Below are 13,540 nucleotides of genomic sequence, written 5' to 3' on the forward strand. Positions count from 1 at the left end.
ACAACTCCCGGGCACCGTCAGCCGCCGTCCACAGCCCGCGTGCGGTGTCAGGCGTGGTGGTGGCCGGGCTGGTAGTCGCCCGCGGGCTGCCTGACTATGACGTTGACCCGGTTGTAGGCGTTGATGACGGCGATCAGGCCGACCAGGGCGATGAGTTGCTCCTCGTCGTAGTGCTTGGCCGCGTTCGCCCACACCTCGTCGGAGACGCCGCCCGCGCCGTCCGCGATACGGGTGCCCTCCTCGGTCAGCTCCAGTGCGGCGCGCTCGGCGTCGGTGTAGACCTTGGCCTCGCGCCAGGCGGCGACCAGGTACAGGCGCTGCGAGGTCTCCCCGTCCGCCTCGGCGTCCTTGGTGTGCATGTCGGTGCAGAATCCGCAGCCGTTGATCTGGCTGGCACGCACCATCACCAGGTTCTGCGTCGCCCGGGGCAGCGTCGAGTCGGTGATCGCCTGCCCTGCCGTGTTGAAGTGCTTGATGAGCTTCTGGCCGGTCTCGCTGCCGAAGAAATTCAGGCGCGCGTTCATCGCGAACTCCTCTGTTCTGCTTGGCTGTTGTGCTCTGCTGTTCTGTTCTGCTCGGCCGTCGCCGGCGATACACCCCTCTGACGGGCGGGACCCGGCCGTCGTGACCGGGCCGGGTGTGACGTTCCTCTCTCCAACCCTCCCGGCCCCGGACAGCCGAGCGGCGCGGCGGCCGGGAGGCCGCCGCGCCGAGGTGACACGCGGGGAGTGATCGCGCGGAGGTGCGGAATGGTCAGCCGGCGCTGCAGGAGACCGAAGGCCAGGTGGTCGAGCCGTTCTTCTGGATCGTCAATCCCCAGTTGTTCCCCGCACCGTTGGGCCTGGCGACCAGTTGCTGGGCGCTGGGGTAGCTGGCGGTGACGTTCCAGGTCGCCATGACCTTCTCGGGCGAGGGGACGTTGACCGTCACCGTCCAGTTGCTGGAGCCGGTGACCGCGACGTTGAGGTTGTAGCGGTCGCTCCACTGCTGGCCTGCGGACAGCGTCGCGGTGCAGCTGCCGCCACCGCCACCGCCGGTCCCGCCGCCGGTCGTCCCGCCGGTCGTCCCGCCGGTCGTGCCGCCGGTCGTGCCGCCGCCGCTGGTGCCGCCACCGCCGTCGGGGGCCACCGCCCTGCCGGTCTGCGGGGAGATCATGCCGTAGCACAGGCCCCGGCTGGCCAGTCCCTGGGCGATACGCGGGATGGCGGCCAGGGTGTTGGCGGGCCACTCGTGCATGAGGATGATCTGGCCGTTGGTGAGCCGCGCGTTGGCCGCGACGATGGCGTCGACGCTGGCGCCGTTCCAGTCCTGCGAGTCGATGTCCCAGATGACCTGCGTCAGGCCGTACTTGGCCTCGACGCCCTGCAGGGTCCCGTTGGTCTCGCCGTACGGCGGCCGGAAGAGCTTCGGGGTGCCGCCGCCCGCGCTGGAGATGGCCTGCTGGGTCCTGGAGACCTCCGAGTCGATCTGGGCCTGGCTCTCCTGGATCAGGTGCGGGTGGGTGTAGCTGTGGTTGCCCACCCACATACCGGCGTTGACCTCGGCCTGCACCTGCGACGGGTAAGAGGCCGCGTACTGGCCCTCGTTGAAGACCGTGGCCCGCAGCCCGTTCTGCTTGAGCGCGTTGAGCAGGGCGGGCGTGTGGTCGTTCGACGGCCCGTCGTCGAAGGTCAGTCCGACGTAGCCGTTGCAGGTGGCGGCGTGCGACACAGTGGCGCCGGTGGTGAAGGTGAGGGTCGCCGCGACAGCCGTCGCGGCGACGGCGAGTCCCGTGATCAGGGTGCGTGGCGACAGTATCCGTGGAGTACGCATGGGGGGTGGGTCCTCCTCGTGAAGGTGGGGGGCGAGGCGGCGCGTCGCGGCTCTGGGCGCCGGAACTGCTACCGGGGACCAAGGGCGACGGCGACAGTGTTGATCCGGCCCTGACGGGTGTCAACGCTTTCGGCAGGAATAGCGAAAGCTTCGCTCTCATCTCCCGCTACTGGCGCGAGAAGTCGGCAGGTCAACGGCCATCTACCGGGCCGCCGACGGTGATTGATCGCCAGCGGGCCGGATTTCGCGATCAACACCACCGGTGAAAATCCCGAAACTTTCGGCCGCCTTTCCGTCACCTGAGGAATACCCCCGAGGGGTGCGCGGACGGCCGCGCCATCGCCACGCCTAGCGCGACGCGGCGTCGTCCTTCTTCCACGGGGCGACGGCCAGCTTCCCGGTGGTGCCGAGGTCGAGTTCCGGCGTCACCGTGACCGGCTGCGTCCCGGGCCGCGCCGTCACCCTGACGTAGGGGACGTTCACCGAGGTGCCGTCGGTGACGGTGTTGCGCCACATCAGACCGGAGGACGCGCTCTGACCCGGCTGCAGGGTCATCGCCCGCGCCGGGTCGTCGAAGCCGGCGACGGTGGAGACGCCGCCGCTGCCGTGCAGGACGCTGACGCCGGTGACGGGCTGCCGCTTCAGGTCGAGGAGCTGGATCTGCGGGAATCCGTCGAGGCGATAGGGGCGGGTCGAGCAGTTCTGCAGGTGGAGTCCCACCACCCGCAGCCCCATGGCGGCGTCGCCCCTGTCCGCGCTGACCCGGACCCCGGACGGCGGGCAGGGGCCCGACGAGGAAGGCGCCTCGGCTGCCGGGACGCTCCGCACCTGGAAGATCCGCACATGCGCCCCGAAGGCGTTGCGGCTGACCGGGCCGAGGGTCACGCCGGCCTGGGCGGTCGTGCCGGGGGCGACGTGCTCGATGGTGTGGTCCGCATACGTCAGCGCCTCGCCCGAGGCCGCCACCACCTCGAACTTGACCGTGTACGTGAGCGGTTGGGCCGCACGGTTGGCGACCCGGAAGCGGGCTTTCACCATGCCGGACCCCGTCGGCGTGCCGCAGCCGATCGCGCCGCCGCTCACCGCGGTGATCCGCACGCCGTCCTGCGCTGCTTGCGCCGGGTCGGTGGGAAGCCCGCACGCGCGCAGGCCAGTCGGGCTCGGGGCGATGTTCGCGCCTGCGGAGCCCCGCGAGTCGGCGGTCTCCGTTCCGCACGCCGTCAGGAGCAGGGCGCCGGCCAGCAGGGCGGAGGCGGTGAAGGCGGGGGAGGTGCGCATCGGCCCACCCCACCAGAACCGGCGCCCTTTCCCCTGTGATGGGGCTCACATCCCCCGTCACAGGGGCGTCACACTTGTCGGGACCGGGCCGATGCTTACGCGGGAGCCACCGTCAGGGTGGTGATCCGCTGGGCGCCCTGGTCGGTGCCGGGGTGGGCGCTGGTGAGGTCGGGGCGGAGACGGTCGGTGTGCAGCCGGGCGAAGGCGACCACGGTGGGCGCGTCGGACGCGGTCGCCCAACTGACCTGCTGGTCGCGGGCGGTGACGAAGCGGTCGTCGCCCCAGTAGGAGACGCTGACCGTGGCGGGCAGCGTGTGGGTGGCGTCAACAGTGAAGGAGACGGCCACGGACTCGATGCTGCGGGGCGCGGCCCAGCCGACCGAGACCCAGTCGGCAGGACGGGCGCCGCTGAAGGCGGGCAGCAGGGCGGTGGCGCTCTTGCGGAAGGCGTTGGACCAGCCGGTCGCCGGGTCGCCGTCGAGCATCGCGGCCGGCAGCGTGGTCGGCGCCCCGGAGTAACTGGCTTCGCCGAAGGGGGAGTCGGGGGCTTCCGGCACCGGTCCCGGGGTGAGCCGCGCGGGTCGGGTGGTGGCGGCGTCGGACGCGCGGGTCGTACGGATCCGCGTCGTGGCCGGCCGCAGTCCGGGGCCGGTCGCGGTGACGGTGAGCCGGCCCGCGGCGGTGCCGGAGCGGACGATGGCCAGCGCCTTGCCGTGGAAGGCGGTGCGGGTGCTGGCCTGGTAGCGCTCGGTGCCCCCCTGCCGGCCGTTGTCGACGCCGGCCAGCGAGCCGCCGTCGACCGCGAAGGTGAGCAGGTGGTCCGCCCCGGGCACCACGGTGCCGCGCGCGTCGATCACCTCGGCGGTGACGTAGACCAGCGAACGCCCGTCGGCGGGCAGCGTGTCGCGGTCGGGCAGCAGCCGTACGGTGTGCGGCGCGCCCGCGGTCCGCAGCACGTCGGTGGCCACCGTCCGGCCGCCCCGCCTGGCGACGGCCTTCAACTCGCCCGGGGCGAAGGCAACTCCGACGCCATCACCTCGACCATCGACGGGCTCGCCCGGCGCGGCGAACTGGTGGCCATCGGCGGCACCTTGGACCCGCTGGGCGCCAGCCCGCTGCAGCTGCTCATCCCGGGCAAGGTCGTCCGCGGCCACCCGTCGGGCACCTCGCAGGACGTCGAGGACACGATGGACTTCAGCGTCCTGAACTGCGTCCGGCCGATCGTCGAGCAGCGGCCGCTGGCGGAGATCAAGGAGGCGTACCGGCGGATGATGACCGGCGAGGCCCGCTACCGCATGGTGGTCACCCCGCACTGAGGCGGACTTCCGCCCGCCGGGGGCCCTCCCCGCAGCCCGTCGCCCGCCGCCCGGACCAGCCGGGCGGCGGGCGACGGGTGCGGCAAGTGGATGGGCCCAGCTGCGACTTCGCCGTAGAGTCGGACATGTGTACTGCCGGCCGGGGGCCCGGCACGCGGTTCCGGGACGGCACGTCCCCCGGGGGAGGGCAACTCCGCATGACTCGTCGCTCCAAGAGCGGTCCGGTCGGCGTCTGGGCCGAGATGCAGCGTCAGCAGCAGCGGCAGCAGGAGGCGCACCTCCGGGCGCGGGCGCAGCAGCAGCGCGAGCAGGAGCGGCAGCAGCGCGCGTACGAGCGGGACATGGCACGGCAGAACCGCGAACGACAGGCCGCCTACCGGCAGCACCAGGAGGCCGACGCGCTGCGGCGTACCGAGGAGCTCGACGCCCGCGTCGAGGCACTCAGCCGGCTGCTGGCCGCCGGCTCGCGGACCCCGGCCTTCCGTACCGCCGCCCTCGCGATGCCCGAGCGCCTGCAGCCGTTCGACCCCGGCCCGCTCGCCCGCCCCGTCCCGCTGCCGGACCCGCAGCGCTACCAGGCCCAGGCGCCTGGCGGTTGGGGCCGGGCGAACCGGCGGGCGCAGGAGGAGGCGCAGGCGCGGTACTCCCACGACCTGGCCGCCGCGCAGGCCGCAGAGGCGCATCGGCAGCGGCAACTGGCCGCCTACCGGCAGCAGTACGACGAGTGGGCGGCCGGCCGGCGTGCCGAGATCCGGCGGCACAACGCCGGGGTCGAGCAGCTGGCCGCCGCCGTGCGGGCCGGGGAGCCGGACGCGGTCGTGCAGTATTTCTCCGCCGCCCTCTACACCTCCACCGGCTGGCCCGAGGGCCTGCCGCGCCATGTCGAGGCCGCCTACGACCGGGGCGCGCGCCAACTGGTGCTGAACTGGGAGCTGCCCGGTTACGACGTGGTCCCCGAGACGAAGTCGGTGCGGTACATGCCGACCGCCGACCGCCACAAGGAGACCCCGCGCCCGGTGACCCAGCGCAGGGCGCTCTACCGCGACCTGCTCGCCCAGTGCGTGCTGCTTGCGCTGCGCGACGTCTTCGCGGCGGACGAACCCGGCGTCCTTGACTCGGTCGAGCTGAACGGCTTCGTCGACGACCACGACCCGGCGACCGGCCGCGAGGCGCAGATCTTCCTGGCGGCCGTGACGGCGTCCCGCGGCGCCTTCGACGCGCTGGACCTGGAGCGGCTGAGCGCGGTGGACTGCCTGGTCGACGGTTTCCACGGCCGGCTCTCCGTACGCCCCGAGCAGCCCGCCCCCGTACGCCCCGGGCGGCTCCCCGACGACGTGGGCCGGGCGCCCGCCCCCGCCGGCGCCCGCCCCGCGCCCGCCGCCGCCGGGGACGCGGAGGAGCCCGACCTCTTCGCCATGGACCCGCTGGCCTTCGAGTCGCTGGTCGCCGAGCTCTTCCGTGCCATGGGCATGGAGGCGGTGACGACCCAGCGCTCGGGCGACGGGGGCGTCGACGTGGACGCCCTGGACCCGGCGCCGATCCGCGGCGGCACGATCGTCGTCCAGGTCAAGCGCTACCGCCACACCGTCCAGCCCACCGCGGTGCGCGACCTCTACGGCACCGTCCAGCACGCGGGCGCCAACAAGGGCGTGCTGGTGACCACCTCCCGCTTCGGCCCCGGCTCGCACGCCTTCGCCCACGGCAAGCCGCTGGAGCTGGTCTCCGGCGAGCAGCTGGTCGAGCTGCTGCACCAGCACGGGCTGCGCGGCCGCCTCGGCCCCACCGACCGGCCGCCGGCCCCGGCCGCCACGCCGCTGCCCGGCCACAACGTGCTGGGCGTGACCTGGTCCGGCGGGGTCGCCCTCGACGTCTGCGCGCTGGTCTGCCGCGGCAACACCGTGCTGAGCGACGACCACTTCGTCTTCTACAACAACCCCGCCACCCCCGACGGCACCGTCACCGCGATCCCCGCGGCCGCCCCCGACAAGGCGGCCCTGCGGGTGGCCTTCGACGCGCTCCCCGACCGGGCCGACCGGCTCGTCCTGGCCACCGCGATCGACCCCACCGTCAACCCGGACGCCGACCTGTCCGGCTTCACCCGCGCCGGGATCCGGCTGCTCGACGCGTCAGCGGCGGAGCTGGGCCGGCTCGACGTCTCCGACGGGCGGGCCGGCGAGACCGCCCTGGTGCTCGGCTCGTTCCGCCGCCGCGCGGGCGGCGACTGGGACTTCGTGCCGGGCGGTAAGGGCTACGAGGGCGGGCTCGAAGCCCTCATACGCGACTACGGGATCGACGTCTCGTAGCCTCCCGGAAGGCCGGCCTCAGGGCGGGCCGGCCCCCGGCGTTCCGAAGCGGTGCTCACCAGCCGCCGTGCGAACCGCCGGGCTCCAGGTCGCCGACGACGCCGATCCTGATGCCCAGCCAGGGGTAGACGTGGTCGAAGAAGACGTTGTCCTGCGGCTGGAGGCCGACCGCGGAGGGCCACATCTGGAAGGCGGGCGCGTTGGAGATGCCGCCGTGCAGGCGGCGCCAGACGCGGGCGGAGGACTGGCCGACCGGCGGCGGGGCGATCGTGTCGGTCCACTCGACCGCGTTGCCGCCCTGGTCGAGGGTCCCCCACGGGGAGGTGCTGCGGGCCTGGCCGACCGTGGAGAGGCTGCCCTGGTAGATCGCGGCGTAGGTGGCCGGGTCCAGGCCCAGCGGGTTGACGGTGGAGCAGTCGGCGGCGGGCACCTGGCCCGGGCACCAGGTCGGGGCGGGCAGGTTCGAGGCGTGGTAGGAGGCCAGTGGCTGCGTCGCGGCGTTGGTGACGTCGCCGGTGGCGGGATCCAGCACGGTCGGGGCGGGCGCGGTGGCGTCGCCGTCGCCGAAGGTGCCGGGGTTGGTCGGGTACTTCCAGTACGAGTACGTGCCGCCGCCGTTCGGGTCGTAGTAGGCGGCCTTGATCCACTCGTCCTGGCTGGGCACGACGAAGCCGGTGCCGTGCGTGCGGGTCGTCTCCGGGCGGGCGAGGTCGTACATCCCGCGCTCGGTCGTCGCCGACAGCTCGACGGTGTAGCCGACCTGGTCGAAACCGCCCGAGCTGGTCGCCTGCTTGGAGATCAGCCGGCCGTTGTAGAGGGAGTTGGCGAAGCGCGCCGCCCGCAGGAAGTTCGCGAAACCGTACGGCTTGTCCGCCCACTGCGGGTACGCCACCGTGTAGTGCCGGCCGCGGCCGGCATGCATGTCCCGGTCGATCTGGCCGTACTTCGGCCACGCCGTCCCGCTCTCGGTCTCGTCGTACAGGCCGTGGGAGCCGGTGCCCGCCGGGTCGGCGGTGTTCAGGAACGCCACCCACTGCCCGACGGTGACTTCGAGCTGGCCGATCTCGTACGGGCGGCTCACGCCGCCGACCATAAGGCAGCCGGAGGAGGCGGGCGCGTCGGCGCACGAGCGGTAGAGGGCGTCCGTGAAGGGGACGACGCCCACCGCGGGGTTGCCCGGGTCGCCGACCTTGACCGTGGTCACCGTGATGACGGAACCCGGCACGGACGCCGGCCGCCCGCCCGCCGGGGAGCGCGGCGCCGCCGCCACGGACCCCGCACCGGCCAGCGCCGAGGCGGCGAGCAGCGCCGCGACACCTGCCGCGGCTCTCAGCGGCCGGCGGCGGGCGCGGCCACGGATGCGGGTGGGGCCGGATACGACGTGCATGGGCGGTTCCTCTTCAGCCTGGACGGCCCGCCCCGCAACGGCGGATGCCTCCGGGGCGCCGCAATACCGACAATTCGGGCGCCGCCAGCCTAGCCACGCCCGCCGGAAGGAGCGGCTTCCCGCGCCCGGAGCCGGATCCGAAGGCACCCGAAGAGCCGAACCTGAGAGCCGTGCGCGCGGCGCAGCAGGCGTAATCCGCGGTTATACAGCGATATACGACGGCCGGTGATCGAATTGCTCTCAGCGCGTTCCGGCGCCCCAGGTGCGATGATGGGGAATATGGAAAAAAATGAGGCTCGCCGAATCGCCGTCGCCCACTTCACGAATGACGGATCAGACCACGCCGGGTGGACGATCACCGGCCCGACCTCGCAGGACGTCATGACGGCCGCGGGCGCGCGCCCGGCCATGGTCTTCACCTTCCGCGCCCCCGCCGGTGACGCCTGGAACCGCAGGTCCCTGCCGCTGCGTGTCGCCGTCGAGATCGAGACGGGCGTGCCGGACATGCTGCGCTGAGCGCGGAACAGAGAACGCCCGGGCACACGGCCCGGGATTTTTCGTCGCCGGTGCAATGGCGCCGGGCACGTTTTCCCGCGATCACCGGCATTGCGGACGTCACCGCCCGTCGACAAGACTGAGGTCATGACGGGTGAACCGACACCGGCCCACGAGCCCTCCGCGAGCCCTCCGGCGCCCGACCTGCGGGCATCGGACCGGGACCGCGACCAGGTCGTCGAGATCCTGCAGATCGCCGCGGGCGACGGCCGCATCACGGCGGCCGAGCTGGACGAGCGGCTGGACGCGGCGCTGACCTCCCGCACGCAGCGCGAGTTGGCGGTGCTCACCGCCGACCTGCCGTCGGAGGGCCTGCCCCCGCAGGCCAAGGACCTGATCCGGATCGACCAGCGCTTCGGCGACGTCACCCGCACCGGCCGCTGGCTGGTCCCGCGCCGCATGGAGATCCGCCTCACCTTCTGCGACGCGAAACTCGACTTCACCGAGGCGGCGATCACCCACGGCACCCTGGACATCGAGGTCGACCTGCGCATCGGCGGCAACCTGACGCTGGTGACCCGTCCCGGTATCGTCGTCGACACCGACGACCTGGAGCGCAGCAGCGGCGAGATCACCATCCGCCCCACGCTGGATCCCGACGTCCCCAACGTCCTGCGCATCCACCTGTCCGGCGAGTCCCGCGGCGGCGACATCACGGCCCGCCCCCCGCGCCGCTTCCCCCTCTCCCCTCGCCTGCGCCGCAACCGTTGACGCTCTGCCGCCCCAGCAGCCCCGCACATCCCTCCCGTATCGGCCGAAAAAGCCTGTTGCCTACATCTGTTCACCCGGAGGTTCACTCCTGATTCGGCCGGAAGCCCTAGCGTCGTCCGGCATGGACATGGAGCACAACGGCACTGCCGAGATCACACGTCGCGGCCTCATCGTGGGGGCTGTCGCCGCCGCGGGGGTCGCCGCGACCGGCGGGACCGCGGTCGCCGCCGGCGACGAGCGGGGCGGGCACGGCGGCGGCGACGCCGGGGGCCCGGGCAAGGGGCAGGGCGGATTCAAGCCGCCCGCCTACGAGTTGACCGTCGCCGGGGAGTCGGTGGTGAGCAGCCGGGTGGACCACCCGGTGGCGCCGGGGATCGCGCTGACCTCCTTCGACGTCTTCGGGCGCACGGGATGGCTGCGGGCGCACGTGCTCAACGCCGACCTCGGGGACAGCTCGGTCGGCGTGGACCTGGTCGCCGGCGAGGTGAGCGACGCGCGGCCGCTCAGGGCCGCCACCGACGCCCAGCACGCGGTCGCCGCGGTGAACGGCGACTACTTCGACATCACCGAGACCTTCGCCGCCGAAGGACCGGAGATCCAGGGCGGCCGGCTGCGCAAGGGGACCAGCCAGGCGTCGACGGTGATGGCGTTCGGGGCCGACCGGGTGGCGCGGCTCGCCGACCTGATGATCACCGGGACCGTCACGGTGGCCGGGGCCGGGCAGCCGCTGGCCGCCCTCAACTCGCCCGCCACGCCCGCCGACGGGGTCGCGGTCTTCACCCCGCTGTGGGGGAACGGCGACCGCACGCTGCTCCAGGACCCGGGGCCGTACACCGAACTGGTCGTCGCCGGGGGCCGGGTGACCGCCGTCAACGCCCAACTCACCGCGACCGCCGTGCCGGCCGGCGGGCTGATCGTGCTGGGCCGCGGCAAGTCCGCGGGCCTGCTGGCCGGGACGCGCGTCGGCGACGCCGTCAGCGTGGACTTCGCGCCGAAGAGCGACACACCCGGCGCGCTGCGGATGGCGCTGGGCAGCGGCTCGGTGCTGGTCAAGGCCGGTACGGCGGTGGACTTCCCGCCGAGCACCGGCAACGACGCGCCCAAGCCGCGTACCGCGGTGGGCTGGCCGGCCGGCGGGCACCGGCTGCTGCTGGTGGCGGTCGACGGGTCGGCCAACTTCTCGGCGGGGCTCGGTTTCGACGACATGGCCGCGCTGATGGTGCGGCTCGGCGCATACGAGGCCTTCATGCTGGACGGCGGCGGCTCCACCGAGATCGTCGCCCGCAGGCCCGGCGACGCGGCGGTCGGTGTGGTCAACACGCCCTCGGACGGGGCAGAACGCCCGGTGCCGAACGGCATCGGCCTCTTCGGCCGCCGCGGCTCCGGGCAGTTGCGCGGCCTCGACGTGCGCCCGCAGGCCGACCGGGTGGTCCCCGGGCTCACCGTGGACGTGGCGGTCGCCGGTTACGACGAGGCGTGGGCTCCGGCGGCGACCTGCGGGCACCACGTCGGCTGGACGGCGGAGCCCGGCTCGCTCGGCAAGGTCACCGACGGCGTCTTCCGCGCCAAGCGGTCCGGCGCCGGGGTGCTGCGGGCGCAGGCCGGCGCGGCCGGCGGCGAGCACGGGTTGCGCGTGCTCGGCGACCTGCACCGGCTGGCCTTCACCGAGCGCACCGTCACCATCGACCCGGGCGCCACGGTGGACGTCGGCCTCACCGGCTACGACGCGGACGGCTTCGACGCCCCCGTGGCGCCGCGCGACGTGCGGCTCGACTACGACAAGGCCGTCCTCACCGTGACGGCGGGCAAGGACGGTTTCACGGTCACCGGCGGCGCGGACGCGGGCGGCACGTCGGCGACGCTCACCGCGACCGTGCAGGGCGTCACGGCGAAGCTCCCGGTGACGGTGGGCCTGATCGACGTGTCGCTGGCCGAGTTCGAGCCCGGCGAGACGTGGACGGCGCTGGCCGCCCGCGGTACGGCCTCGATCGCGGTGGTCGCCGCCGCCGACCGCCCCGGCGCGGCCGCGGACAACCACGCGCTGCGGCTGACCTACGACTTCACCGGGCAGACCAGCACCTCGGCCGCCTACGCGGTGGCCGCCCCGGGGCCGATCACGCTGCCGGTGGGCACCAAGAAGCTCGCGCTGTGGGTCAACGGCGACGGGCAGAACCACTGGCTGCGCGCGATGCTCTCCTCGCAGGGCACCACCAACGTGCCGTTCACCTTCGCCACCACCGTCGACTGGACCGGCTGGCGCCGGGTCGTCGGCGACATCCCGGCCGGCTTCTCCGACCCGGTCACCCTGTTGCGGCTCTACATCGCGGAGACCGCGCAGACCAACAAGAACGCGGGGCAACTCGACTTCGACGGGCTCGCCGCCCAGGTCGGGCAGCAGCCGGACCTCGCGGAGCCGCCGCAGCCCGACCCGTACGTGGTGGAGCAGGGCGGACTGCCCGACCGGCGCTGGACCTTCGCCGTGCTGTCCGACCTGCACATCAGCGCGGCCGCCGGGCTGGACTCCTTCTCCGGGCGGCAGGCGGTGGCCGCGCTGGGCCAGGTGGTGGCGAGCAGGCCCGACTTCATCCTGATCAACGGCGACTTCGTCGACAACAACAACCCCGCGGACTTCGACCTCGCCGACGGCCTGCTGCGCGACCACGTACCGGCCGGCCTGCCGGTCTACTGGACGCCCGGCAACCACGAGGCGGGCCTGTCGGCGACCGGCGGACTGGACACCTTCCTGGCGGTGACGGGCCGGCCCAACAAGCAGGTGCTCGACCACAAGGGCACCCGCTTCATCCTGCTCGACTCGCACACCGGCGACATGCGCACCTCCGACTGGGACCAGGTGCCGCTGCTCCAGGCCGAGTTGGCGAAGGCGGCCAAGGACAGGTCGGTGACCGGGGTCGTGGTCTCCTTCCACCACCCGCTCCAGGACCCGTCGGGCGCGGCGGCCTCCCAGTTGTCCGACCAGTTGGAGGCGGGGCTGCTGAAGCGGTGGCTGGCCGACTTCCGCGAGCAGTCGGGCAAACCGGTCGCGCTCTTCACCGGCCACGCGCACACCGCGTCGGTCAGCCGCTCCGACGGAGTGCTCGACGTCACCACGCCCGCGGTGGGCAAGACGCCGTACAGCTCCCCCGACCAGGGCGGCTTCTTCGGCTGGATGCACATCGGCGTCGACCCGCGCCCGGCCAGGATCAAGGCAGGGCAGCCGAGTCCGGAGACCCGGGAGTGGCTGCAGGCCGAGAGCCGGCCGCTGATCGACGGGATCGACCTGTCGGCGCCGGCCCGGCTCGCGGTGGGCGCCTCGGCAGCGGTGGCGGCGACCGGTGTGACCAGCGAGTTCGGCCTGCGCTTCCCGCTGCGGTTCCCCGCGAGCGTCACCTGGTCGGGCGGCCGCGGGCTGGTCGTGGCGGCGACGGCGTCCGCCGCACGGACGGCCCGCGGGCACTCGGGCACGCTGGCGGTGCTCGACCTGACCGCCGGCACGCTGACCGCGGTGCGCCGCGGCCGGGTCACCGTCACGGTGGCGGCGGGCGGTCTGACCGCGTCGGCCGAGGTCGCGCTCGGTTAGGGCGGGTCCGCCAGCCGGCCAGGCACCGAACAGGCACTGAACAGCGACAAGGCAGGAACTGGGCAAGCGCGCACCGTCCCGGCCGGGATTTCCCGGCCGGGACGGCCGCCCGCGGCGGGACGCCCACGGAAAGCGCTCTCACAAACCGGCCCGCCCTACCCGCGGTTACGCTCGCCGAGCCGTGAATTCGCACCTGCCGCGTGCCGGTGGAATCCACGGCCAAACAGCGGATGTCTGTTTCTTTGTCAGGACATGGAAAGTCCGGTGCCCCACGAGCCCGGTTGATCATTGCCCGCGATTTCCGGTCACCGCCCCCCTTTACGTCAGGTGACGGCCGGGAACGGCCCGTGACCGGTGCCGACCGGCCCCCGCTCAGCGGAAATTCACAGGTGGCACGGCCGTCCTGCGGCGGAGGTTGCACAACCGTGATGTAGCGGTATTTCAAGGACTCCCGCGCTGAAGAAAAGCCCGCGGACGCCGATGGCGTGGTGTAGCGTCTGCCCCCAAGCGGAGCGCCCACAGCAATCACCGGGTGCGGCAATCCGCTGTCGGGGGCGTTTGTGCCATTCTCGCGGGAATGGCCATTCGGGCCTGGCGGAGG

At 73.3% G+C, this 13,540-nt stretch carries 9 protein-coding genes and 1 pseudogene; 5 read left to right on the top strand and 5 right to left on the bottom strand.

The features are described from left to right. Positions 1–47: 47 nt before the first annotated feature. From OG702_RS17165 to OG702_RS17180, 4 genes and pseudogenes are all read right to left on the bottom strand, one after another. The gene (locus tag OG702_RS17165; RefSeq protein ID WP_327289759.1) at positions 48–524 is read right to left on the bottom strand and encodes a carboxymuconolactone decarboxylase family protein; all 477 of its coding nucleotides are present in this window, start codon (positions 522–524) and stop codon (positions 48–50) included. A 229-nt stretch (positions 525–753) separates the two neighbouring features. Then, positions 754–1,812, bottom strand: a complete 1,059-nt coding sequence (locus OG702_RS17170) for a polysaccharide deacetylase family protein (RefSeq protein WP_327289760.1) — start codon at positions 1,810–1,812, stop codon at positions 754–756. Between the two features lie 348 nt (positions 1,813–2,160). Further along, complete coding sequence (locus OG702_RS17175) at positions 2,161–3,090, bottom strand: DUF4232 domain-containing protein (RefSeq protein ID WP_327289761.1); 930 nt, start codon at positions 3,088–3,090, stop codon at positions 2,161–2,163. A 95-nt stretch (positions 3,091–3,185) separates the two neighbouring features. Then, positions 3,186–4,112, bottom strand: a pseudogene (locus OG702_RS17180) (glycoside hydrolase family 2 TIM barrel-domain containing protein); the annotation flags it as partial. On the opposite strand from OG702_RS17180, the gene OG702_RS17185 reads away from it, so the two are divergent. Together OG702_RS17185 and OG702_RS17190 are read left to right on the top strand one after the other, a co-directional pair. After that, positions 4,020–4,406, top strand: coding sequence for a hypothetical protein (locus tag OG702_RS17185; protein ID WP_327289763.1), 387 nt, complete (start codon positions 4,020–4,022; stop codon positions 4,404–4,406). The pseudogene OG702_RS17180 and the gene OG702_RS17185 sit on opposite strands and share 93 nt — an antisense overlap. 197 nt (positions 4,407–4,603) lie before the next feature. Next, a complete protein-coding gene (locus OG702_RS17190; protein WP_327289764.1) occupies positions 4,604–6,709 on the top strand; it encodes a restriction endonuclease in 2,106 nt (701 codons plus the stop codon). A 55-nt stretch (positions 6,710–6,764) separates the two neighbouring features. On the opposite strand, the gene OG702_RS17195 is transcribed toward OG702_RS17190, so the two are convergent. Then, complete coding sequence (locus OG702_RS17195) at positions 6,765–8,096, bottom strand: hypothetical protein (RefSeq protein WP_327289765.1); 1,332 nt, start codon at positions 8,094–8,096, stop codon at positions 6,765–6,767. Between the two features lie 279 nt (positions 8,097–8,375). Here OG702_RS17195 and OG702_RS17200 point away from each other — a divergent pair, with 279 nt between their 5' ends. The 3 genes from OG702_RS17200 to OG702_RS17210 all read left to right on the top strand — a co-directional run bounded on the left by OG702_RS17200 (position 8,376) and on the right by OG702_RS17210 (position 12,939). Continuing rightward, positions 8,376–8,612, top strand: a complete 237-nt coding sequence (locus OG702_RS17200) for a hypothetical protein (protein WP_327289766.1) — start codon at positions 8,376–8,378, stop codon at positions 8,610–8,612. Positions 8,613–8,738: 126 nt separating this feature from the next. Further along, complete coding sequence (locus tag OG702_RS17205; protein ID WP_327289767.1) at positions 8,739–9,362, top strand: DUF1707 SHOCT-like domain-containing protein; 624 nt, start codon at positions 8,739–8,741, stop codon at positions 9,360–9,362. A gap of 121 nt (positions 9,363–9,483) precedes the next feature. Further along, positions 9,484–12,939: a phosphodiester glycosidase family protein gene (locus tag OG702_RS17210; protein ID WP_327289768.1), complete on the top strand. Its 3,456-nt coding sequence runs from the start codon at positions 9,484–9,486 to the stop codon at positions 12,937–12,939. Positions 12,940–13,540 lie beyond the last annotated feature (601 nt).

This window comes from Streptomyces sp. NBC_01198 (assembly GCF_036010485.1).
Classification (GTDB): domain Bacteria; phylum Actinomycetota; class Actinomycetes; order Streptomycetales; family Streptomycetaceae; genus Actinacidiphila.

Coding starts and splice junctions, on each gene's coding strand:
- OG702_RS17165 (WP_327289759.1), bottom strand. CDS start 524: ATGAACGCGCGCCTGAATTTCTTCGGCAGCGAGACCGGCCAGAAGCTC.
- OG702_RS17170 (WP_327289760.1), bottom strand. CDS start 1,812: ATGCGTACTCCACGGATACTGTCGCCACGCACCCTGATCACGGGACTC.
- OG702_RS17175 (WP_327289761.1), bottom strand. CDS start 3,090: ATGCGCACCTCCCCCGCCTTCACCGCCTCCGCCCTGCTGGCCGGCGCC.
- OG702_RS17190 (WP_327289764.1), top strand. CDS start 4,604: ATGACTCGTCGCTCCAAGAGCGGTCCGGTCGGCGTCTGGGCCGAGATG.
- OG702_RS17195 (WP_327289765.1), bottom strand. CDS start 8,096: ATGCACGTCGTATCCGGCCCCACCCGCATCCGTGGCCGCGCCCGCCGC.
- OG702_RS17200 (WP_327289766.1), top strand. CDS start 8,376: ATGGAAAAAAATGAGGCTCGCCGAATCGCCGTCGCCCACTTCACGAAT.
- OG702_RS17205 (WP_327289767.1), top strand. CDS start 8,739: ATGACGGGTGAACCGACACCGGCCCACGAGCCCTCCGCGAGCCCTCCG.
- OG702_RS17210 (WP_327289768.1), top strand. CDS start 9,484: ATGGACATGGAGCACAACGGCACTGCCGAGATCACACGTCGCGGCCTC.